Raw genomic sequence first — 20,738 nt, forward strand, 5'->3', positions numbered from 1 at the left:
TTCAATTAGAAAGATTAGAATGCTTAAAAACTTATTTTCATTGAGCGATCGCTACCGCATCTTACATCAGACTTGGTTTGCTTTCTTTCTCACCTTTGTCTGTTGGTTTAATTTTGCTCCCTTCGCTACAACTATTGGCAAAGAGCTACATTTAGCACCAGAACAAATCAAAACTTTGGGCATCTGTAACCTCGCCCTCACAATCCCCGCACGACTAATTATTGGGATGCTTCTGGATCGTTTTGGCCCCAGAATCACCTATTCAATCCTGCTGATGTTTGCGGCTGTTCCTTGTTTGGCGACGGCGCTAGCGCAAGATTTTAATCAACTAGTCATCAGTCGTTTGCTGATAGGAATTGTCGGATCTGGGTTTGTTGTGGGTATTCGTATGGTGGCGGAATGGTTCCAGCCGAAGGAAATGGGAATTGCTCAAGGCATTTATGGTGGTTGGGGCAACTTTGGGGCTTTTGGTGCAGAGTTTGCCTTGCCGATGATTGCAGTTTCTACTAGCTTTTTGGCTGGTGGTGCTTCTAACTGGCGGTTTGCGATCGCACTTACAGGGATTATTGCAGCTATTTACGGCGTAATTTATTACAACACTGTTCAAGATACGCCCACAGGGAAAATCTACAAGAAACCTAAAAAGAATGGTTCTCTGGAAGTCACTAGTGTCAAAAGCTTCTGGGCAATAATTATCTCGAATTTTGGTTTGATTTTCGCCTTGGGTTTATTAGCTTGGCGTTTAGAACAAAAGAACATTCGCTTCCTAACTGTGAGTCAAATGTATTTGACTTGGTTGCTATTAGCAGGATTGTTTGCTTACCAAAGTTACAAAGCTTGGCAGGTAAACCGAGAACTTCTAATTGGTAAGAAAACTTACGCTGCATCTGAACGCTTTCAATTTGGTCAAATAGCTTTACTCGAATTCGCTTACACAACTAGCTTTGGCAGCGAACTGGCAGTTGTTTCTATGCTCCCGGCATTTTTTGAAAAAACCTTTGGTTTAGAGCATGTTATAGCTGGGATGATTGCTGCTACCTATCCTTTTTTAAATTTGATTTCTCGTCCTAGTGGTGGCTTAATTTCTGATAAATTCGGTTCACGTAAATGGACAATGACAATTATCAGCGCTGGCATTGGTGTTAGTTATTTGATTGCACATTTTATTAATAGTAGCTGGCCGATTCCGCTAGCGATCGCAGTTACAATGTTTGCCGCCTACTTTGCCCAAGCTGGCTGCGGTGCAACCTACAGCATTGTACCGCTAATTAAGAAAGAAGCCACAGGACAAATTGCTGGTAATGTGGGAGCTTACGGTAATTTTGGCGGCGTGGTTTACCTGACAATTTTTAGCTTAACCGATGCATCTACACTATTTAGCACAATGGGTTTAGCTGCTTTAGTCTGCGCTTTTATGTGTGCCTTCTTCCTCAAAGAACCAAAAGCTTCCTTTGCCGTTGCTTATGAAGGTGAACTACCAGAAACCGCAACTAAAAACTCTATTTTCTTAACTGAAGAATAATCAGCTGAACGATGAAGTAGAAAATTCACTATCAAATCTGAATAGGAAACTTTAGACTTCATCCTTCTATAAAAGTCTTAATTCATGAAAATCTCTTTTTCTTCTCTTTGCGCTCTCTGCGTCTCTGCGGTTCGATACAGCAGATTGCAATTTAGTGAAGTACAGATTATTGTAAGGGCACAACTTATGTACCTCATTTACCTGAAAAACGCTGTAAATTAAGCTTTTTAGCAATTGATTGCATAACATACAAATTTCTCAAACTGTCGCTATATCTGAGGTTGCACAATCAAAATAACAAAATGATACAACTGCCATGAGTGAATTTATCAAAACCCTCTGTCCTTACTGTGGTGTTGGCTGTGGTTTAGAAGTTTCACCTCCAGCACAACATGGCAAAGCAACTAATAGAGATAGCCAAGGAAATCCAACTTGGCGAGTCCGGGGTGATAAAGCCCATCCATCCAGTCAGGGAATGGTTTGCGTTAAAGGTGCGACGATCGCGGAATCTTTAGATAAAAATAGATTACATTACCCAATGGTGCGAGACTCCTTAGATCAAGAGTTTCGGCGTGTTAGTTGGGATGAAGCTTTTAATATAATCACGCAGCGCATTCAAACTGTGCGCTTTACCCAAGGCCCAGAAGCTATATGTATGTATGGTTCCGGTCAGTTTCAAACCGAGGACTACTACATCGCCCAGAAACTGATGAAAGGCTGTCTGGGTAGCAATAATTTTGATGCCAACTCTCGCTTATGTATGTCTAGTGCTGTGGCTGGCTACATTCAAAGTTTTGGCTCAGATGGGCCCCCTTGCTGTTACGAAGACTTGGAGTTAACTGACTGTGCATTTTTAATTGGCACTAATACGGCTGAATGTCACCCCATCGTTTTTAACCGACTGGAGAAATATCACAAAAAGAACCGCAAAGTCAAAATGATTGTGGTTGATCCCCGTCGCACACCAACAGCAGAAGCCGCTGATTTGCATTTAGCGATTCGTCCCGGTACAGATATCGACTTGTTGAACGGCATCGCTCACTTATTGATGCGCTGGAACTACATTGATACCATGTTCATGGACGACTGCACCAGCAACTTTCCCGCATACGCCCAAGTGATTTGCCACTATCCCCCAGAAGTGGTAGCTCGTCAATGTGGAATCAGCATTGAAGATTTAGAAACAGCAGCTCGCTATTGGGGTCAATCACAGCGGGTACTGTCTTTGTGGTCAATGGGTGTAAATCAATCCTCAGAAGGGACGGCTAAGGTAAGAACTATCATTAATCTGCACCTGATGACTGGACAAATTGGCAAACCTGGGGCTGGCCCTTTTTCCCTCACCGGTCAGCCAAACGCAATGGGAGGACGGGAAGCCGGAGGTTTGGCGCATTTATTACCGGGTTATCGGACGGTGAAAAATCCTCAGCACCGCGCAGAAATTGAGGAGTTTTGGGGACTCAAACCAGGACAGATTTCGCCCAATCCCGGTTTGACTGCTTGGGACATGATTACTGGTTTGGAAAATGGCGCTGTAGAGTTACTGTGGATTGCAGCTACCAACCCAGCGGTGAGTATGCCAGATTTGGAGCGAACTAAGAAGGCATTGTTGCGATCGCCTTTCACCATCTACCAAGACGCTTATTATCCTACAGAAACCTCTGCTTATGCTCATGTTCTACTACCAGCAGCCCAGTGGGGTGAAAAAACTGGTGTGATGACAAACTCCGAACGAGTCGTAACTCTGTGTCAAGCATTTCGCCAACCGCCACCAGAAGCTAAAGCCGATTGGGAAATTTTTGCCGAAGTTGGACGTAGATTAGGTTTTGAAAGAGAATTTGCCTTTGCTAACTCTGCTGAAGTTTATGCTGAGTTTGCCAAATTGACTAAAACTCGCCCCTGCGATATGACGGGTATAAGTCATGAGCAATTACAAGCAGAAGGCCCGACTCAATGGCCTCATCCTGAAGAGAGCAGGGGGAGCAGAGGAGCAGGAAGAGAAGTTGGAGCGGAGGCTTCCTCCGATCCAAACTTCGGGGAAGCAGGGGGAGAAGCATCTGCCAATTGCTCTGGAAAACGCCTCTACACCAATCTCCGCTTTTACACCCCTGATGGACGCGCTCGATTTGGGGCATATTACTCAAAGGGATTGGCAGAACCACCAGACACAGATTATCCTTTTGTGCTAACTAATGGACGCCTTTACGGACACTGGCATACGCAGACACGCACCGGGCGAATTGAAAAAATTTGTAAAATGCATCCGGAACCGTTTATCGAAATTCATCCCCGTGATGCTGCTCAGTTAAGTATTGTAGATAACATGTGTGTGGAAGTACGATCGCGTCGTGGTAAAGCTAAGTTTCCGGCAAAGGTGACAAAGGCGATCGCGCCTGGTACAGTTTTTGTCCCTATGCACTGGGGTTCGCTGTGGGCAGACAATGCCGAAGCTAACGCCCTCACCCATCCAGAATCGTGCCCCGATTCGCTGCAACCAGAATTAAAAGCCTGTGCGGTACAGCTGATACCAATTTCTGTAGAAATTACAATTAAAAATCATCAACTCCAGTCCTCACAATGGTAATCTGCAAAGTGTACCTTGAAAGGGTTTGCTAGTCATAAGCTAAACCACATCTAGTTTGCATAATCTGAAATTGTATATTTCTTGTAGGGTGGGCATGTTGCCATTGGTGTCAAGTTAAAGCAGATGCCCACCCCACAAGAGCTTGATAAAATTTTAATATCCAAATTGGATGTGTTTTAGGTTATCAAATTTTATTACAAATGGTTCTCGTTTAAAACGTCATCTAGAAGGATGTTAGTGTTTATCAATATGTGCTGCACCTTTGCGATCTAAGTGGAGTCTAAGATCATTTTGCAGGAAATAGGTGATCGCCCCAAGCAATTCTAAGTGTTCGCTCACCGATAACTTGTATATTTGACTTTTTAAATCTGGCAAAATCATAATTTTTACTCCTACATATCAGAGGATTTCAGAAATCGCAAATTCATCAGTTATAGCAGCAATTTCTGTTGGAATCTTTGGCTCAATAACCATCACTTCCAATTGTTCTTCGGGATTTTTGGCATCAGCCAATTTATCTTTTGTATACTCCCTTTCTCGGATTTGTCGAGCAATACTTTCTAGCAGCCAAAGTTGTTCTTCCACAGACAAAGCACGGACGGAGCGCTCAATTTCTTGTAAATTCGGTGATATCATTTTGCTTTTGATTCCAAGCGGGGCATATTTTTCAAAGATATTATATTCAGTCTATCTGGTTAACCTAAAGCATCGCAAATCCCTCATCATTTTTCCCACGCCTATCTTTTCACAAATCAAGCCGCTGCGTAAAGTCATTAGTTAAACTCTACACCACTTACGGGAATGGAGTTTGCTATAGTCTAAAGTACGAGAGCTTTCCCGCCCACAAGGGGATGGGGTATGCACTTAAAAGCGCTCTTACTAATGACTAGTACCGCAAGGCGGAAGTCAAAAGCCACTTGTACTGAGCGTAGCCGTAAAGCCTGCGGCATAGCTACGCTTAGGGCGCAGCCTAAGGTAGAGAAGTAAAAGTCACTCATTCAAAAGTATAATGAAATGGGCTTTTTAGGGATTTTAAATGGTTGCTCTATTTACGCCGTGGCGTACTAGTGACTAATGACTAATGACTAATCAAATGAGATTGCTATAAATAACCAGAAGCCAGTATTATGACTTTTTAATTAAGTATTCCTGCTGAAGCCAAATGTACGCTAAACTAGCTACATGAATTACGAAACAGCTCGCAAACTCCTCATAGATCAGACAATCGCAACCGAGGAAAACCCAGATGCGCTGTTAACGCGTATGAAACAGGGGAAACCGCCGGTACCCGGTCAGATCACCTCGATTTTGTTGGCATTAAAAGTGGTGTTTGAAGCCCTCAAAGATGCAAAGAGCCTAGACCGAGAACTGGCTTTGACCCTTTATCAGTTAAGCATTAAGGCGCAACAGCTATTTGCCGCAGGGCGTAAAGCCGGGATAGATTGGCCACCACTACTGAAGGAAGATTTGCTACGAATTTCCTTAGCATCTGAAAGCATCTTTTCGGGTATATGGGAAACCCTAGCTCCTGTAGGGTTGGGGAAGCTCTAGAAAGTATGAAGAAGACGCGGTAAGCCAGCCATTTTGGACTGAGCCAATATGCGGCGTCCTCTTCTATATCTATCCTCATTAACGAATTTGCAGTTCATTTTCTAACTTGTCTAGATCAGTTTTGAGCAAAATCGTCATTTGACCGTTAAAAGCTTTGCCAGTCTTGGGTTGGGCAATTTCCACCCAATATACATAGCGATCGCCTACTCGTAATTCTCCCTTTAAAGCTTCCCGAATCGGAGTTTGGGCAAAATGCGCCGTGTTAATTACCTTTTGGGTAGGATACTTGTACACTACCTGAGCGCGATCGTAGTCTTGATAAATCTCCAAACCATAAATCACTCGCAAGGATTCCTGGAGACGCGCAAATGTCATGCCATTAATAGCATCAATACATGGCAATGCGCTCACTGCGGATTGTGCCACGGTCTTTAGAAAATTCTACCCTACCGGGAGGCAATACTGACGCTTGAAAAGTGAATCGTTGAGCAGCAGTATCAGTCTTTTGCACAAACAATTGCTCCCCACTCCTGGGGCGGAGTGTGGGATGTGCTTTAATCCAGGTGTCTACTTCCTCTGTACTTTGCCCTGGTAAAGCATTAACTTGGGAATCAAAAAGCGTTCCCACGCACAGCCAGGGTGCTAGAGAAAAAGGCAAAATTAAACAGTTAAGCAGAGATTTTTTAAGCATTTTACTATTCAGGACTTTCATGGAAATTTCCCCATTAGGAAGTAACCATAGTTTTCCCGTTTTTCAGCAAAATTATTTTAAGCGTCAACCCAACTTAAGACATATTGATGGTGAAACTTTTGTGAATCAGCTTTTAACACAGTTGAAGCAAGCAAAAGAGGCTTAGGAATAAATTGGTATATTATCTCACTCCCTGCTTCTCGTGATTTACAAGCGATCGCAGATTATTTCGCGGTAGAAAATGTTCCGCATGGGAACGAGGAAAGCCTCATCAAGTTTGGTTTTTAGGACTTGTGTACACTACCGTAGCTTTGGGAGAAGAATCTGTAGTAAATCTTGTTTTTTAATGTTTGAGGTATTCATTTTTTGGGAACCATATATAGAGTCATAGTAAATTTATCGGACTATGTACCAGCAAGTTGTATTTAAATACCCAAATATATCCAGATATGACAACAAAAACAACTACATATATCTATGCTTTTAGCTTTTGGTTTATTTGGAACGCTTTGAGCGCTAAGATAATACTCCAGTATCTACTAAGTCTAAATTTTGTTCCGGTAATTATCTGTTATATACTTATTAATATATTTCCATTTATTCTCTTCTTTGAGGTAGTTGTTAAGATACTATTTTCCTCAAATATTTCTAGTAAATTAAACTTTATACCCACACAGTTAGAAGCTCTATCTCAAATAGATACTAAGACTTTCAACTACTACACAAATGCTTTAGAGTCCCTCGGTTTTACTAGAATTAGTGACTTACAACTCTCAGAATCTACCCTTACTGTCGCTAGACTTTTTTGCCATCCAAAACATCTTTGTTTTGCAGAAGTGATACAAACACCTGGGCGTTCAATCGTGTTTTGTGCTATTAGCAGTGGTTTAGAGCAAGAATGGTCAGTTAGTTTTAGAGATAATTCTCCTAGTCTCGCTATTGTCTATGCCTTTTTACGCCGCCCAAGGGGGATAATTATTGTTCAACAGGGAGTAACTCCTGAAGAACTATTGCGCTCGCATCTAAAATTCCGGCAGAAAATGATGCGTGACTTGAATTTACAGTTATTGAGAGATATTTCTATAGAAACTTATTTTGATCAAGCGCAAAGAATCAGGACATGTCAGAGAAAAGCACTATGGCGCAAAAGTGTCATCATTGGATTGGTAGAAATGTGGCTTTTTAACTTCAAATCAGAGACTCAAAAGTCTCAATGGCTAGGAGATTATGCCCGTTTAGCAGCTAGAAAAGGTTAATCTCAGTAAATCGAAAAGTTTTTCTCTAAGAGAGCGATCGCTAGTTCAAGCGTCAAAGACGAGGATCGTCTACAGATGGATGCCAGCCTCCTTGTATCCATAACTGCCTAGATTCTTGGATAAATCCTTGGTTGTGAAATTCATCATTGATATCTAGTCGATGACAAGTTGCTCGACCTGTAGCACTTTTGCCAATGATCTTTAGTCCATCGCTTGTCCAGATGAAGTGATCTACCCACCGTTGCTGACGAGGATTGAATAGGGCAACTTCTTGCTGAGTTTGAGCATCAATGCCAGTTGTGAAGTTGTAACGACGCTCATTACAGCGACGACAAGCTAGAGCTAAGTTGTCATCTTCATCTGAGCCACCTAATGATTGTGGAACAAGATGATCGATTGTAAAGCGATCTGAACTGGAGCATTCTGGAGAGTGGCAATATTCACAGAGATATTTAGCTCTTTCGCGCACAAACTGCCGAGTACCATCTTTAACACCCACGACTGGCAATCAGTTTAGCGTTAACAAAAGTCAGGATGCGCTCCAGTTCAGCAATTCCAGCATATTCGGCTTCTTCTTCAAAAGTCAGCAATCCAGCTTTTCCTTTCTCAAGCAATTCTTCTAGACGAGTATGTAACTCATCTGTAAACTTAGCAAGGTTAACATTATCAACTTTCTCAATGGTGATGCCAGAGCGTAGCCATGACGAGGGTTCAATCATCAATACTGGGGTAATGACTTGAGGAGTCATAATGCTTTAGCCTAAATCTGTGGTGCTATATTTAGTAATTGTAGTGTGTCCTGTAAATTGGCTGCCAAAATACTAAGGAATGCTCGCCGCCTTAATTACTTTACGCGCCTTCATGTCAGAAAATACCTGTTATAAATTCTTTAACGATCGCTGTTCACTAATAAGTAACTCAAAGGTAATTTTGCGACTAGCTATTAGTCCAAGCGCTGTTCGCATATACTGCGATGTATTATGAAACACGCCTTTGATGGTAAGTTCGGTGTGGTGTAGCTGTTCTGTATTAACGGTAATGCTGGTATCCCGTAGACTATAAGTTGAGTGTTGGACTAAGACGGGTCTTTAAACGGACATGATGTAAAACCGTGTCCTATTTTGGCGAATAAGACACGGTTTCACGAAGTATTAAGTTATAATATTACAAAAATCAAAGTAATATTTGATTTATACCAAAGTAATCCATTTACTGAGATTTGCTTTCTGGTTTATTAACTTTCTCTGTTGTGGGAAACCCTTGGTGATCGTAGCTTGTATTTTCCTGAGTCAGAGCGATCGCACTAAAGAAAATGGCACTTCCTACAGCCAAGGCCACCATAGGACGCTTCAGCAGGACAAAATCTCTGATAATCCTAGCTAAAGGTCGGCTTTGGCGACGTAGCGCCGAAGAAATCATCAATTGTCTCCAAGTAAACGGATCACGGACATAATGACCGCTTTGGCAAACTACTAGCCGTTCCTGGCAATAGGGACAGCAAAACAATCCCATGCGCGTTTTGACTGGTTTGGGCGTAGCATTTCTTTGGCAAATTGGGCAAGTAACATAATGATTATCAAAAGTGTGTATATTCATTTACCTCGTCCGCCTAGTCCATTTACTAGCTCTATAACAATAGATATATTGAATGCCGATCAATACTTAGCAGACTTCCAAGTATGCTCTGACATCAGGCATAAATCATACATACATTGTATTACTACCAAGGATGGCTCAATGGTCGTAACATGAGTATAGCTAGATTTAGGCAAGGATGACTCCTAGTTAATGTTTGCGGGTGCGTCCACCCAGCCCACAAAAACTCTGTTCTCTCTAAAAAGAATAGTGTTGGCGCTGACTCGCACCCCACTAGCTTTCGTTGACCCTTAAATAATTATTGTCTCCCATTTAACCATTCTCTCCACAAAAATTTTGCACAATGATATTTTTTGCTAAAGCTTTGTAAATTAAGTAAATAAAGTCTACTTGTCTGGTTGCTAAATAATGGCTCACAATGAGAAGTAACAGATAAAAATTTAAATTTTTTCTTACATTTACCCCGCCTCTCAATGACTCTCTTGCCTCCCACTCAACTGAGGAAGGTAATGGAACAACCTGCCTTTCCTACACCTTCCGCTCGTTTAGCTCACCTAATTAATCGTTTTCAACCATCCCCAGAAACCGTCGTGCTATTTTTAGCCATGCTTATTGGCGGTGGTACTGGTATGGGTGTAGTCACCTTTCACTATTTAATCCAGCTGATTCACCAGCTGATGCTGGAAAATTTAATGGGTCAAATCGGCGTCTGGGGTGCTTGGACTTTAGCCTGCGTTCCCACCCTTGGGGGATTAATCGTTGGCTTGATGCGCTGGCGCACTCAAGACTTTGGCCCTGGACTTTCATCTTTGATAGCCGCCTCTCAGGGAACAGAGATTAAGCAACGACTACGACCAGTTACAAAGATGCTGGCCGCATCTGTTTCTTTGGGAAGCGGTGCTTCTTTGGGGCCAGAGGGGCCGAGTGTAGAAATTGGCGCAAATTTTGGGATGTTGTTGTCTGTAATCCTAAATGTATCTCAAGAACGACAACGTTTGCTGTTGGGTGCTGGCGCGGCTGCTGGACTTGCTGCTGGATTTAATGCTCCCATCGCTGGAGTATTTTTTGCCTTAGAGGTGGTGATGGGAGCTACATCTTTCGCTACTTCTGCTGTGAGTGTGGTGCTGTTAGCGGCGGTGGTAGCAGCATTAATTGCCCAAATTGGTTTGGGGGCACAACCTGCTTTTGATTTACCTGTTTATCAAGTCCGTAGTCCTTTGGAATTACCCCTTTACCTTGGCTTGGGTTTAGGGGCCAGCTTAGTTTCTTTGACTTATACTGAATCAATTCGTTTAGCAAAAGCCTGCTTTGCTGGGAAGGTTCCAGGTTTTAACTTTTTGGGACGAATTCCTGAACCGATTCATCCAATTATTGGCGGTGTGATGATTGGCGCAGTTGCTTTACACTTCCCGCAAATTTTGGGCGTCGGTTATGAAACTGTAGAAGCAATGCTTCAGGATGTAGAGTTTCCACTCTACCTGTTGGTGATGCTGTTGGTGGTAAAGCTACTGATGACTGCAATTAGTGCGGGTAGTGGTTTCATTGGCGGTTTGTTTGCACCAGCAATGTTTTTAGGTGCTTCTTTTGGATCAGCTTACGCCAAAATTTTAGCTGTGGCATTCCCGGGAATTTGCGATCAGATGGCAGCTCCCCCAGCTTACGCAATGGTAGGAATGGCAGCAGTGCTGGCTGCTAGTGTCAGAGCACCGTTAACGGCTATTTTAATGCTGTTTGAATTAACCCGCGACTATCGCATTGTTTTACCGTTGATGGCAGCTGTAGGTTTGAGTGTTTGGCTAGTGGAAAGGATTAAACCAACTTTTAACTCTAACTCTAACCTACAACAAATTGGTCTTTCGGAATTGAAAGATGAAAAAGCGGAAATTGTGCAGCAAATTTTGGTAGAAGATGCCATGTACCCCTGTCCAAAAAAGCTACTTGCAACCCTTGGGGTGTTAGATGCAGCTGTAGAAATGACACGCGATCGCGCCCGCAGTGCTTTAGTAATTGATGAAGCAGAGCAATTAGTTGGTATACTTTCTCTAGAAGATATTAACCGTGCCCTTGCTCTTTGGCAAACTTACCCAAATTCGCTAACTGAAATTCCAGATAATTTATCCACTCAAACCCTCATAGACATTTGTACTACTGAAATCCTCTACGCATGGCAGGATGAACTATTATCTGAGGCTTTAGACCGTATGAGTCTTCGAGGTTTGCATCAATTACCAGTGGTAGAACGAGACAAACCCGATCGCATTTTGGGTTTACTAGAAAGAGAGCAAATTGCATTAACCTGCAATTTAGCAGTTACGCGCAAGGCACTTCGCCACTATTTACCAGTTTTACCCACCACAGATATAGTTATTAATCATTAGTCACTTGTACGCTCGCTTGTCCTGAGCATAGTCGTAAAGCCTGCGGCATAGCTACGCTTAGGGCGCAGCCCAAGGTAAAGAAGGGCGTAGTTGAAGTATTGTATTGGTCATTGGTCATTAGTCATTGGTTTTCACAAAGGACAAATGACAATTGACTAATGACCATTTATTAAGCCGTGGCTTCTATGGCTTCATCATCTTCTTGATCTTCTGGATCAACCTGTCTCAGACGAATGTGCTTTTTGCCTAAAGTGATCAGAAACTCATCTCCTGGTTTAAGATTCATCTGTTTTGTATAAGCTGAACCTATAAGTAAGTTCCCATTCGATTGCACACTAATTCTATAGCTAGCACTACGTCCACCACGCCCATTAGCACTGGGTGTACTGTCCAACTGAATGCCTTCGGCATCAATTAGGGCATTTAAGAACTTCATCATATTGACGCGCTCTATACCATTTTTGGTAACGGTATAGTAGCCACACTTTTTGGCTTTGTCTTCCTTGCTCTCGCTCTCTAGCTCTTTGACTTTTTTGAGCAGTTCTTCACCGAGTAGGGGTTCAATTTTTTTCTGTTTAGGCATCAACTTAGGTCGAAAACGAATGTTTGAAGTGTTTGAATCGATTTTATTTTAGCTGACGTTGAGCTAATAGGAACATAATCCTTTAGTTTTTATCTCAACCTAGCCAAGTATATTACACTCATAGGCACAATTGTTATGTGATTAACAATATTCCCAAGACAATCTATTTTAGAGAATGCTGGCAATGCTGATAACTATATAATTTGTGAATCACTGCTAGACTATACAAGTTTTAAGTTTTCTAAACTAACACTCAAAAGGTTGTTTACTTGCTGACGATGATAACTGAGTCACAAAATGATAAGTAAAACTGATCCCTAGTCAAAGGTCAAGGGTCAAGGGTTAATATTTGGACTCTGGATTATTGACTAAACAACAAAGTTTGCCAAAATGAAACTAACTACCAAAGGACACTACAGTGTAAAGGCGTTGCTAGATTTGAGTTTACAGCCAAGATATGGGCCTGTATCTGTAAAAGCGATCGCCAAACGCCAAGATATCCCAGCTCCTTACTTGGAAAAACTACTAATAGAAATGCGTCGTGCGTCTTTAGTGAAATCAATTCGTGGTAGCATCGGCGGATACCAATTGGCAAGAGAGCCGACACAAATATCTATAGGACAAATTTTAGAAGCAGTTGGCGAGACTAGCCATTTACCCCATCACACCCCAGCACCTGCACAAGCTGAAGATTGGGTAACATTTAGCCTCTGGCAGAGACTCAACCAAAAGCTCAAAGAAGCTTTGTACAGTATTACTCTGGCAGACCTTTATTACGATGCTCGTAGCTGGCAAGCTTCCCTTGGGGAAGAAGCTAGTTTTGTGGTTTAGTCAATCAATTTTGGATTTGGGATTTTGGATTTGGGATTGACCCCAACCACTTTAGCGTAGCGGGACGTTCGTGTTAGCGTCTCGCTACAAAAGTACGGGTACTGGGCTGCTGATAGCGCAGCGTAAAGCCTACGGCATAGCTTCTCTTCTCTACGAGAGGCTGCGCCAACGAGACGCTAACGCGTAGCTTGCTTCCCCGCAGGGGTACGCTTAGAGCGACTGTGCGTAGCGTCGGATTTTGGATTTGTTCCGCCCACGCTTGGATGGGGCAGGAACCAAAAAAATCCAAAATCTAAAATCTGAAATCTAAAATTGGCACGGTCAATCCAAAATCCCAAATCTAAAATCCAAAATTGCTTGACCCTTGACTCATGACTTATGACTAATACCATCTATATCTTAATAATTGCCGCACTTTTAGATTACTTAATTGGCGATCCTTGGGATTGGCCTCATCCAGTGCAAGTTATGGGGTGGGTAATTTCTCGCCTGACCAAATTTTCTCTCCAATTGTGTCAAAATTCTTTAACACAACGCCTAGCTGGAATTGTACTAGGCATTATCCTAATAATTGGTAGCGGTCTTGTTGGCTTTTTGATTATTCAAAGTGCCAGATGGGTTCATCCCTTGTTGGGAATTGCAATAGATAGCATTCTTTTGGCTAGTTGTTTTGCTGGCAGAAGTTTGCGAGCAGCAGCGGTGGCTGTTTTACAACCTTTAACAGCAGGAGATTTGGGTGAGGCTCGTAAGATTTTAAGTAATTACGTTGGTCGAGATACACAAAACCTCTCACAAGCAGAAATTTCACGAGCCGTTTTAGAAACGGTTGCAGAAAATGCCACCGATGGGGTAATGGCTCCGCTTTTTTATGCAATTGTTGGTGTCTTTGTGCCAGTTGTGGGGCCAACTCCCTTGGCTTTAGCATACAAAGCCAGCAGTACCCTTGATTCAATGGTGGGCTACCGAGAAGCACCCTATACTTATTTGGGATGGTTCTGTGCGCGGTTGGAAGATTGTTTAACTTGGCTACCTTGTCGGTTAACAGTCGTGACTCTGGCGCTGTTATCGGGTAAACCGATGCATGTTTGGCGAGTTTGTCGTCGGGATGCAATTAACGATCCTAGTCCCAATTCTGGCTGGAGTGAATGCGCCTATGCTGCTTTTTTGGGTGTGCAGATGGGGGGTACAAATTGGTATCGCGGGGTAGCTAAGTACAAACCACTGCTAGGAGATCCTATTTATCCCATTACTACAACTTCTATTCAAAATGCTTTGCAACTGACTCGATATTGTTTTTTGCTATGGTTAGGGATAGCGATCGCTATATTCTTAATACTCCCAAATAGGTAATGATAAATATAAAGTTAGAAGTTAGGAGTTAGGAGTTAAGAATAAAAACTCTTAACTCTTAACTCATCACTCCTAACTGATCAATCGCTATGTCTGCCAAAGTAGTTGAAATTCTCTCATCAAAAGAAATCCGTCGTACCTTAACTCGCCTTGCCTCTCAAATTGTGGAAAGGACGCGTGATTTATCTGAACTGGTGCTTCTTGGTATTTATACCAGGGGTGCGTTATTAGCCGAATTGTTGGCGCGTCAGATTGAGACCCTGGAAGGTATAACCGTGTCAGTCGGCGCTTTGGACATTACATTTTATCGAGATGACCTTGACAAAATTGGATTGCGGACTCCAACGAAAAGCGAAATTCCTTTTGACCTTACGGGGAAAACGGTTGTACTCGTGGATGATGTTATTTTCAAAGGACGGACGATTCGCGCTGCTTTGAACGCAGTCAACGAGTACGGTAGACCAGAGGTGATTCGTTTAGCTGTGTTAGTAGACAGGGGCCATCGAGAATTACCAATTCACCCAGATTTTATAGGCAAGCAGTTGCCTACTGCTAAAGAAGAAGTTGTCAAAGTTTACTTACAAAATTGCGATGGACGAGATGCAGTGGAATTGATTAGTCATTAGTTATTTGAAGTTGGAAGTTGGAAGGCAGAACTATAGCGCTTCTGGTTTGGGTTTCGAGTTCAGAACACTAAGTTCCGAGTTCTTTACTTGAAAACTTAGCTACGATCACTACGCCAATACTAAAATAAGGTTGAATCAGCAGTTATTTTTACAAGCTAAGGGCTTTATACCAAATGCTAAGAATAACTACATTGTGATTAAGGAGCAATTAGGTAGCGATCGCTCAAAATCAACTGCCTGTTTAACCGTGATCGGCAAATTAAGGCCAAGAGAAAGCAGGTAGAAGCAGGGGAATACACATTGCTCTTCACCCGTTTAATTTTGCAGCTAGCAGAGAAACCCCAAGAAATTCAAATTTCCCTGTTGACTTTTTGCTGGAATTTAATCAAATCGAAACGCTATCAAGATGCAGTACGTTGCTTAAACAAAGCTCTCACTTTTATACCTGATTGCTCTTACCTAAATCCTAAATTGCTCAAGATGACAAAAACTAATACTGATTTTGACAATATTGGAGAAGATCAGCGGTTTCAAGATTTGATTAGGCATTGGGGATTAGGCACTTGTACTGAGCGGCGTCGTAAAGCCTGCGGCATAGCTACGCTTAGGGCGCAGCCCAAGGTAGAGAAGTATTGGGTATTGGTTAGTAGTTAATCTCCCTCATCTTTCTCTCCTGCCCTTGCTTCCCCTGCTTCCTCATCTCCAGACGGGATTAATCGCGTCTCTAGCCACTCCCTCACCGCAAAATTGGGCTACCGTGATGATGAACTAAATACCACTTTCCGCCGAGAGACTGAAATACATTTGTAGCTGTTGATTGTGCTTCAAGTCTTCTCCCACCTACCACTTGGAACACATTTTCTCTCAGCACAACATAGGCAATATTATCAGTTATTTCTGTAGCAATTATATTTGTGTTTATTTCGATATAAGCGGTGTTTTTAAATATTTGCTCCCAAGAGGTGCGAATCTCCTTCCAACCTCGCAGTATATTACTTCCAGGATGAATACAAAAACTACCAGTTCCTTGTGACCATACTGCACTCATTGTCTCAATATCTTTTCTTTCAAAAGCTCGATAAAAAGCTGCATTAGCCGCTAAGACTTCATCCTTGGTCATGGGTAATCAAATATTAAAACTTAGAAGTAGGAGTTATGAGTTTCTAAATTATAACTCTCAAGTTTGACAAATAAATTAGTAATTCCCAATGCCTAACTCCTAACTCTTTTTGACTGTGCTAACTATATTCATTCTTAACAGGTTAAGGTCATAAACAATTTGTAAATAAGTAAGAATGCTTAAAGAATGTTTGAAAAGTCGTAAAGTATACTATAAACCCCACTTCCATTCCTCTCCCCGAAAGGTCAAGAGGCTTTGAAACCTCCCCATTCCCTTGTAAGGAAGGGGGAAGGGGGGTTAGGTTTGGGAGGCTTTGATGTTAATAAAAATACTTTTCAAACATCCTCTTAAATAATTGGCGAAAATGAGGGTAGAAAACACAATTTTTGGGCTAGCGATCCCGAACGCGAGTGCGTCTCGTAAAGAAGGCGGGCTACGCCTACGCCTCATCTGAAAAAGCATCACTCAATTTTGGCTTTCAAAACACTGTACAAGATTGAATTAGATACCTACGCACTGGCTTCTCTGTGTTCTCTGTGGTAGCCTGTCTTGAAAAGTTCAGATGCCTGCGGCGGGCTGCGCCAACGGCGGGAAACGACGCGATACACTTTTCGCTGCGGCAAGCCGCTTTGCGTCTACGGTTTTCCGTTGCCTGTGCGTAAGTCCTATGTAGATTACGGTTTTTGGCTAACCTATAGCTTCATGTCATGAAAAATTTATATTATTGCCATCGCTCAACATCTAACTAGCTAGCAATGTCATGAAAATATGACAATATGATCCCAGAAGGGCTGATAAATTCGTGAAACAGCCAAAAAAACTACTTGTTACCACTTGATCCCTACATATGCTTAGTGGTTAATATTGACTTAACAAATAGAACTCCTCCGATCCCAAAAAAATGCTGATATTGGCATAACAAGGGATTTAAAGGAAATGACCTGAATTTAAAAACAGACTAAAAAACTTAAAAACTGGGCACAACCAGGAGTCAGGAATAAGAAATTCATCTGGAGTGGATGACATTTTATATAGCATTCCTTAACCAGGGGAATCATTTACCGCTTAAACTACTGGAGGCCAAAATAATGGCAAAAGAACGCCCGCCACTAGAGGAGATGACCTTACGCCAACTACGCAAAGTTGCTAGCGAATGTAGCATCTCTCGCTATAGCCGAATGCGTAAATCACAACTGCTGACATCAATACAAGAAGTCCAGCGCAGTAAAAATTTGCTCAGTCCATCTCGTTCATTGGAGGCACAGGAAACCGTGGAAGCAGCAAAGTTTGAATTAGGTCAGGAAGATCGTACAGGCGGATCTCTGACTGATGTTGATGAAGGACTCGCAGATTTGCCCTCTGGCTATGGTGAAAGCCGGATTGTACTCTTACCGCGCGATCCTCAGTGGGCTTACACTTACTGGGATATTCCCAATGAACACAAACAGGAACTGCGCCGACAAGGGGGACAACAACTGGCACTACGGATTTATGATGTTACCGACATCAATATCGAATACCAAAGCCCCCACAGCATTCAAGAATATCCTGCTGATGAACTAGCTAGAGAATGGTATCTACCAGTTCCAGTTAGCGATCGCGATTATGTACTCGATATCGGCTATCGTGCTGCTGATGGTCGCTGGTTGGTACTAGCTCGTTCTGCTAAAGTACACATTCCTCCTGTTTATCCTTCTGACTGGATAGAGGATGTCTTCATCACTGTCAACTTTGAAGAAGATTTGCGTGGCCAGACTCAGTACGAACTCGTTCCCCCTGCCAAGAAAATTGCAGCTACCACCGCCAATGGTAATGTTGGTAATCCTGTAAATGGCAACCCCATCTACGACGAAATATTTGGTTTAGCGGAATCTGCCGAAGCACAACGGGTCGCTGGTTCTATCTTCGGCTCCCAGCAGCAAGTACCAGGTTCAGCGCGTCCTGAACAAGCCATTAGCTCCTACGTTTTCCCATCTGGTGTGGGTCTGTGGGCAGTTCCCACCGTGTCTGGCTTAACTGCTTCCGGTGTAGGAATGTCAGGTGTTGGCTTCTCGGCTTCCGCCGTACCAGTGCGTCCGCGCCAGTTCTGGTTAATTGCCGATGCTGAGTTGATAGTCTACGGTGCAACCGAACCCGATGCTACCGTAACCATTGGTGGTCGTCCAATTAAGCTAAATCCAGATGGGACATTCCGCTTCCAGATGTCCTTCCAGGATGGTTTAATTGACTATCCGATTTTGGCTGTAGCTGCTGATGGTGAGCAAACCCGGTCAATTCAAATGAAATTCAATCGTGAGACACCATCCCGAAATACTAACACCAAAGAAGAAGCTGTTTTAGAATGGTTCTCTTAAGTTTTGGCTGTTAGATTAACTTCAGACTGAAATTTGAAATTCTTCTCCGCTATAGTAATTCTGTAGCGGTTTTTTTACATTATATGTATACCAAAAAATTATTTTTGTTATTTATTTTGATAATTGGTGCAAGTTTATTATCAAGTTGTAAACAGATTGAAGCAAATTCAGTTCCAAAAGCATCTAAAACTTGCCCTGGAAAAGAAGCCAAGTTCAGTATTGATTTTTTTAAAACCAATAATCAAGGTAAAAAAAATCAAAGAGGTATTAACAATGTGATTATTTTTAATCCCAAATCAGCAGAATTAGATTTCAAAGTTAATGTTGGTCTATCTCATAAACTCTACGCCAAAGATGCTAAAGGTAAACTGCGTAAAGAATATGTACCAAAACAGTTTCATCAACTCATTACCGATGATAATGCCAAATTAAACGGACAGCTACCCATTGCCGCAATTAATGCCGACTATATAGGTACTGATGATAAACCACAAGGCTTAAATATTTCTCGTGGCATAGAGTATTCAGGAGCATTTAAAAATAAACGTTCTTCCTTTGGGATATCAGGAGGTACACCTAACCAGCGACAGGCTACTATCCAAGCTGGTAGAAGAAAAAGCGATATTCTTAATTACAATTTAGTGGGCGGTAATGGCAGATTCTATCGTCAGGCTAAGTTTAAAGATATTTGTGGAGATTTGGGAGAATTTGCCTGTAAAAATGCAACTAATCGCTCTCTGGCAGCTATCACTAATCAAGGCTATGTAATATTATTAGTTAATGACTTGAAAGCTAATTCAGATATTGAATTATCTCAATTTAATCAAGAGTTACTGCCAGATATGTTTGATAATGTCTTGGAAGGTATTGCCAGCAATAACTGTTTAGGTAAGATTCAAGAAGGGATATTATTTGATGGAGGTATGTCTCCAGGATTGTATTACAATCAGAAAATTTATGTAGAAAACTCTGGGCCGATTGGTTCAGTTTTTTTGATTTATAAAAAATAAAATAGTTATGCTAACCACAGTCATTCTACCTCAAACGCTTTGGTTATTTGGGGTCTTGGGGTTTTATTAAGTAATCAAGCGGACATAATATAATATTACGGGTGATTTGCCCGACATTATATAAATAGTTTTGTAGCTGGCTAAAACTAGATTTATTTCCACTTGCCTAAATTTTTCAGTACTGACTCTTTAACTTTTTGCGAATTATCAAGCTTGTTTGGATTCACCCAACGATTAACAAATTCGTTGTTATGTTTGTACACCTTGATTTGCACTTGCTTGGAACTCAACTTGATTACTTCGGCAGGAATTCTTTGGACATCGCTAGAATCTGTGCGAGGCTTGTAAAGCCAAATGACTTTTTGCCCAACTTCAAAGTAGTTAGGATTGCTAGTTAAAGAAGGCGTATTTTCTGCCAAAGAGGGGAAAGCAATTGCTAAGTTGATCAAAAGTACTAAGACCACTAGAGTGATTTGGAAAAGTTTCATGATCATTGCACTTGTCTTGGGTCTGGTGGGGTAATCAATCTGTTGCTCTAGCATTTAACTATTGTCCTCCTTCGCTTTCTCAAAGTTGAAAGGTAGATACACTAAAACTTCCTTGGGCAATTTAACATTAGTTTGCTCTTTGAATGCTCGCAAGATACCTACTTTTATCTCAATACGGTTCAGTTAGCGCCAAAAACCTTTCAGGACTTACGGAAAAACTCTGTGGAACTCTTATTTCTTTGTGTCCTTTGCGACGGCAGTCCCTCATGGGGGAGACCCCCATCGCCTTTGGCGTCTCCCTTTGGGAGAAGACCGCGCTGCCTCCCCTTTGTGGTTCGTTTTTCTTAATTTTCGGGTAAGTCCTGCTCTTAACCCAAGCGTATTGACTTTTATCTCACTAATAAATTGCTGTTGCTCTTTCATTGTCAGCGAAACACTTGCCTTAATCTCATTAAGCGCAGTTTGTATTTGTTCAAAGTTCAAATCTCTACTGATTTCAGGATAAAGCGACTTTGATAATAAAATCAAATAGTCTTTTTTGTTTAAAAGATAAATTTAATTTATGATAAAAGCTGTGATGCTCTGACTTGATCTCAAAATCTCTATCCCAAGAGTAATATATGTAAAACCCAGATTCCGCAGGTGCGATGGCATACCCGCTCGCCGTAGGCGATAAGCGAAGCTTAAGCCTTTGGCGATCGCAAAATATTAGACCTCTTGCATAAGTCAGATATATCCCCGATATATTGGGGATATATTTGAAATCTTGCCCCCTCCCCAATATATCGGGAAGGAATA

At 42.0% G+C, this 20,738-nt stretch carries 19 protein-coding genes and 2 pseudogenes; 11 read left to right on the top strand and 10 right to left on the bottom strand.

Annotated elements, in window-relative coordinates:
• The first annotated feature begins 19 nt into the window (after nt 1–19).
• Both V7L29_RS19605 and V7L29_RS19610 read left to right on the top strand, forming a co-directional pair.
• Complete coding sequence (locus V7L29_RS19605) at nt 20–1,522, top strand: NarK family nitrate/nitrite MFS transporter (protein WP_334736553.1); 1,503 nt, start codon at nt 20–22, stop codon at nt 1,520–1,522.
• Between the two features lie 316 nt (nt 1,523–1,838).
• The gene (locus V7L29_RS19610) at nt 1,839–4,106 is read left to right on the top strand and encodes a molybdopterin oxidoreductase family protein (RefSeq protein ID WP_334736554.1); all 2,268 of its coding nucleotides are present in this window, start codon (nt 1,839–1,841) and stop codon (nt 4,104–4,106) included.
• 234 nt (nt 4,107–4,340) lie between these two features.
• Here V7L29_RS19610 and V7L29_RS19615 read toward each other — a convergent pair whose 3' ends face one another.
• Nucleotides 4,341–4,487: a hypothetical protein gene (locus V7L29_RS19615; RefSeq protein WP_334736555.1), complete on the bottom strand. Its 147-nt coding sequence runs from the start codon at nt 4,485–4,487 to the stop codon at nt 4,341–4,343.
• 18 nt (nt 4,488–4,505) lie between these two features.
• Entirely contained in the window at nt 4,506–4,742 is a 237-nt protein-coding gene (locus V7L29_RS19620) for a hypothetical protein (RefSeq protein ID WP_334736556.1), read from the bottom strand.
• Between the two features lie 546 nt (nt 4,743–5,288).
• On the opposite strand from V7L29_RS19620, the gene V7L29_RS19625 reads away from it, so the two are divergent.
• A complete protein-coding gene (locus V7L29_RS19625) occupies nt 5,289–5,657 on the top strand; it encodes a Dethiobiotin synthetase (RefSeq protein WP_334692190.1) in 369 nt (122 codons plus the stop codon).
• A gap of 78 nt (nt 5,658–5,735) precedes the next feature.
• Here V7L29_RS19625 and V7L29_RS19630 read toward each other — a convergent pair.
• Nucleotides 5,736–6,348 (bottom strand): annotated as a pseudogene (locus tag V7L29_RS19630) (hypothetical protein).
• Nucleotides 6,349–6,797: 449 nt separating this feature from the next.
• Between V7L29_RS19630 and V7L29_RS19635 the strand changes: the two are divergent.
• Nucleotides 6,798–7,604 carry a hypothetical protein gene (locus tag V7L29_RS19635; protein ID WP_334692191.1) on the top strand — a complete coding sequence of 269 codons (807 nt, stop codon included), beginning with the start codon at nt 6,798–6,800 and terminating at the stop codon, nt 7,602–7,604.
• A 52-nt stretch (nt 7,605–7,656) separates the two neighbouring features.
• On the opposite strand, the gene V7L29_RS19640 is transcribed toward V7L29_RS19635, so the two are convergent.
• From V7L29_RS19640 to V7L29_RS19655, 4 genes and pseudogenes are all read right to left on the bottom strand, one after another.
• Nucleotides 7,657–8,103 carry an HNH endonuclease gene (locus tag V7L29_RS19640; protein WP_334692192.1) on the bottom strand — a complete coding sequence of 149 codons (447 nt, stop codon included), beginning with the start codon at nt 8,101–8,103 and terminating at the stop codon, nt 7,657–7,659.
• On the bottom strand, nt 8,093–8,353 hold the full coding sequence (locus V7L29_RS19645; RefSeq protein WP_334692193.1) for a hypothetical protein: 261 nt from the start codon (nt 8,351–8,353) through the stop codon (nt 8,093–8,095). The genes V7L29_RS19640 and V7L29_RS19645 overlap by 11 nt, the downstream gene beginning before the upstream one ends.
• A 129-nt stretch (nt 8,354–8,482) precedes the next feature.
• Nucleotides 8,483–8,656 (bottom strand): annotated as a pseudogene (locus V7L29_RS19650) (dehydrogenase); the annotation flags it as partial.
• 157 nt (nt 8,657–8,813) lie between these two features.
• Complete coding sequence (locus tag V7L29_RS19655) at nt 8,814–9,200, bottom strand: hypothetical protein (RefSeq protein ID WP_334692194.1); 387 nt, start codon at nt 9,198–9,200, stop codon at nt 8,814–8,816.
• Nucleotides 9,201–9,673: 473 nt separating this feature from the next.
• Here V7L29_RS19655 and V7L29_RS19660 point away from each other — a divergent pair, with 473 nt between their 5' ends.
• Nucleotides 9,674–11,578, top strand: coding sequence for a chloride channel protein (locus V7L29_RS19660; RefSeq protein WP_334692195.1), 1,905 nt, complete (start codon nt 9,674–9,676; stop codon nt 11,576–11,578).
• A 169-nt stretch (nt 11,579–11,747) separates the two neighbouring features.
• On the opposite strand, the gene V7L29_RS19665 is transcribed toward V7L29_RS19660, so the two are convergent.
• Nucleotides 11,748–12,161 carry an AbrB family transcriptional regulator gene (locus tag V7L29_RS19665; RefSeq protein ID WP_334692196.1) on the bottom strand — a complete coding sequence of 138 codons (414 nt, stop codon included), beginning with the start codon at nt 12,159–12,161 and terminating at the stop codon, nt 11,748–11,750.
• A gap of 390 nt (nt 12,162–12,551) precedes the next feature.
• On the opposite strand from V7L29_RS19665, the gene V7L29_RS19670 reads away from it, so the two are divergent.
• The 4 genes from V7L29_RS19670 (at nt 12,552) to V7L29_RS19685 (ending at nt 15,622) form a co-directional block, all read left to right on the top strand.
• Entirely contained in the window at nt 12,552–12,992 is a 441-nt protein-coding gene (locus V7L29_RS19670) for an Rrf2 family transcriptional regulator (protein WP_334692197.1), read from the top strand.
• A gap of 378 nt (nt 12,993–13,370) precedes the next feature.
• Nucleotides 13,371–14,342: an adenosylcobinamide-phosphate synthase CbiB gene (cbiB, locus tag V7L29_RS19675; RefSeq protein ID WP_334736557.1), complete on the top strand. Its 972-nt coding sequence runs from the start codon at nt 13,371–13,373 to the stop codon at nt 14,340–14,342.
• An 83-nt stretch (nt 14,343–14,425) separates the two neighbouring features.
• Nucleotides 14,426–14,968, top strand: coding sequence for a bifunctional pyr operon transcriptional regulator/uracil phosphoribosyltransferase PyrR (gene pyrR / locus V7L29_RS19680; protein ID WP_334692199.1), 543 nt, complete (start codon nt 14,426–14,428; stop codon nt 14,966–14,968).
• Nucleotides 14,969–15,268: 300 nt separating this feature from the next.
• The gene (locus V7L29_RS19685; RefSeq protein ID WP_334690416.1) at nt 15,269–15,622 is read left to right on the top strand and encodes a hypothetical protein; all 354 of its coding nucleotides are present in this window, start codon (nt 15,269–15,271) and stop codon (nt 15,620–15,622) included.
• Nucleotides 15,623–15,704: 82 nt separating this feature from the next.
• Here V7L29_RS19685 and V7L29_RS19690 read toward each other — a convergent pair whose 3' ends face one another.
• A complete protein-coding gene (locus V7L29_RS19690) occupies nt 15,705–16,088 on the bottom strand; it encodes a nuclear transport factor 2 family protein (protein WP_334690415.1) in 384 nt (127 codons plus the stop codon).
• A 1,088-nt stretch (nt 16,089–17,176) separates the two neighbouring features.
• Between V7L29_RS19690 and V7L29_RS19695 the strand changes: the two genes are divergently transcribed.
• Nucleotides 17,177–18,442, top strand: a complete 1,266-nt coding sequence (locus tag V7L29_RS19695) for a DUF4912 domain-containing protein (RefSeq protein WP_334692544.1) — start codon at nt 17,177–17,179, stop codon at nt 18,440–18,442.
• Nucleotides 18,443–18,525: 83 nt separating this feature from the next.
• A complete protein-coding gene (locus V7L29_RS19700; protein WP_334736558.1) occupies nt 18,526–19,452 on the top strand; it encodes a phosphodiester glycosidase family protein in 927 nt (308 codons plus the stop codon).
• A gap of 152 nt (nt 19,453–19,604) precedes the next feature.
• Here the strand turns inward: V7L29_RS19700 and V7L29_RS19705 are convergent, their stop codons facing one another.
• On the bottom strand, nt 19,605–19,994 hold the full coding sequence (locus tag V7L29_RS19705; protein WP_334692546.1) for a hypothetical protein: 390 nt from the start codon (nt 19,992–19,994) through the stop codon (nt 19,605–19,607).
• Nucleotides 19,995–20,738: the final 744 nt, after the last annotated feature.

The sequence above is a fragment of the Nostoc sp. genome (genome assembly GCF_036916575.1).
In the GTDB taxonomy this organism is placed as follows: Bacteria; Cyanobacteriota; Cyanobacteriia; order Cyanobacteriales; family Nostocaceae; genus Nostoc.

Excerpts from the sequence above, each read along its gene's own strand:
- V7L29_RS19605 (WP_334736553.1), top strand. The coding sequence starts at position 20 with ATGCTTAAAAACTTATTTTCATTGAGCGATCGCTACCGCATCTTACAT.
- V7L29_RS19610 (WP_334736554.1), top strand. The coding sequence starts at position 1,839 with ATGAGTGAATTTATCAAAACCCTCTGTCCTTACTGTGGTGTTGGCTGT.
- V7L29_RS19615 (WP_334736555.1), bottom strand. The coding sequence starts at position 4,487 with ATGATTTTGCCAGATTTAAAAAGTCAAATATACAAGTTATCGGTGAGC.
- V7L29_RS19620 (WP_334736556.1), bottom strand. The coding sequence starts at position 4,742 with ATGATATCACCGAATTTACAAGAAATTGAGCGCTCCGTCCGTGCTTTG.
- V7L29_RS19625 (WP_334692190.1), top strand. The coding sequence starts at position 5,289 with ATGAATTACGAAACAGCTCGCAAACTCCTCATAGATCAGACAATCGCA.
- V7L29_RS19635 (WP_334692191.1), top strand. The coding sequence starts at position 6,798 with ATGACAACAAAAACAACTACATATATCTATGCTTTTAGCTTTTGGTTT.
- V7L29_RS19645 (WP_334692193.1), bottom strand. The coding sequence starts at position 8,353 with ATGACTCCTCAAGTCATTACCCCAGTATTGATGATTGAACCCTCGTCA.
- V7L29_RS19655 (WP_334692194.1), bottom strand. The coding sequence starts at position 9,200 with ATGAATATACACACTTTTGATAATCATTATGTTACTTGCCCAATTTGC.
- V7L29_RS19660 (WP_334692195.1), top strand. The coding sequence starts at position 9,674 with ATGACTCTCTTGCCTCCCACTCAACTGAGGAAGGTAATGGAACAACCT.
- V7L29_RS19665 (WP_334692196.1), bottom strand. The coding sequence starts at position 12,161 with ATGCCTAAACAGAAAAAAATTGAACCCCTACTCGGTGAAGAACTGCTC.
- V7L29_RS19670 (WP_334692197.1), top strand. The coding sequence starts at position 12,552 with ATGAAACTAACTACCAAAGGACACTACAGTGTAAAGGCGTTGCTAGAT.
- cbiB (WP_334736557.1), top strand. The coding sequence starts at position 13,371 with ATGACTAATACCATCTATATCTTAATAATTGCCGCACTTTTAGATTAC.
- V7L29_RS19690 (WP_334690415.1), bottom strand. The coding sequence starts at position 16,088 with ATGACCAAGGATGAAGTCTTAGCGGCTAATGCAGCTTTTTATCGAGCT.
- V7L29_RS19695 (WP_334692544.1), top strand. The coding sequence starts at position 17,177 with ATGGCAAAAGAACGCCCGCCACTAGAGGAGATGACCTTACGCCAACTA.
- V7L29_RS19700 (WP_334736558.1), top strand. The coding sequence starts at position 18,526 with ATGTATACCAAAAAATTATTTTTGTTATTTATTTTGATAATTGGTGCA.
- V7L29_RS19705 (WP_334692546.1), bottom strand. The coding sequence starts at position 19,994 with ATGCTAGAGCAACAGATTGATTACCCCACCAGACCCAAGACAAGTGCA.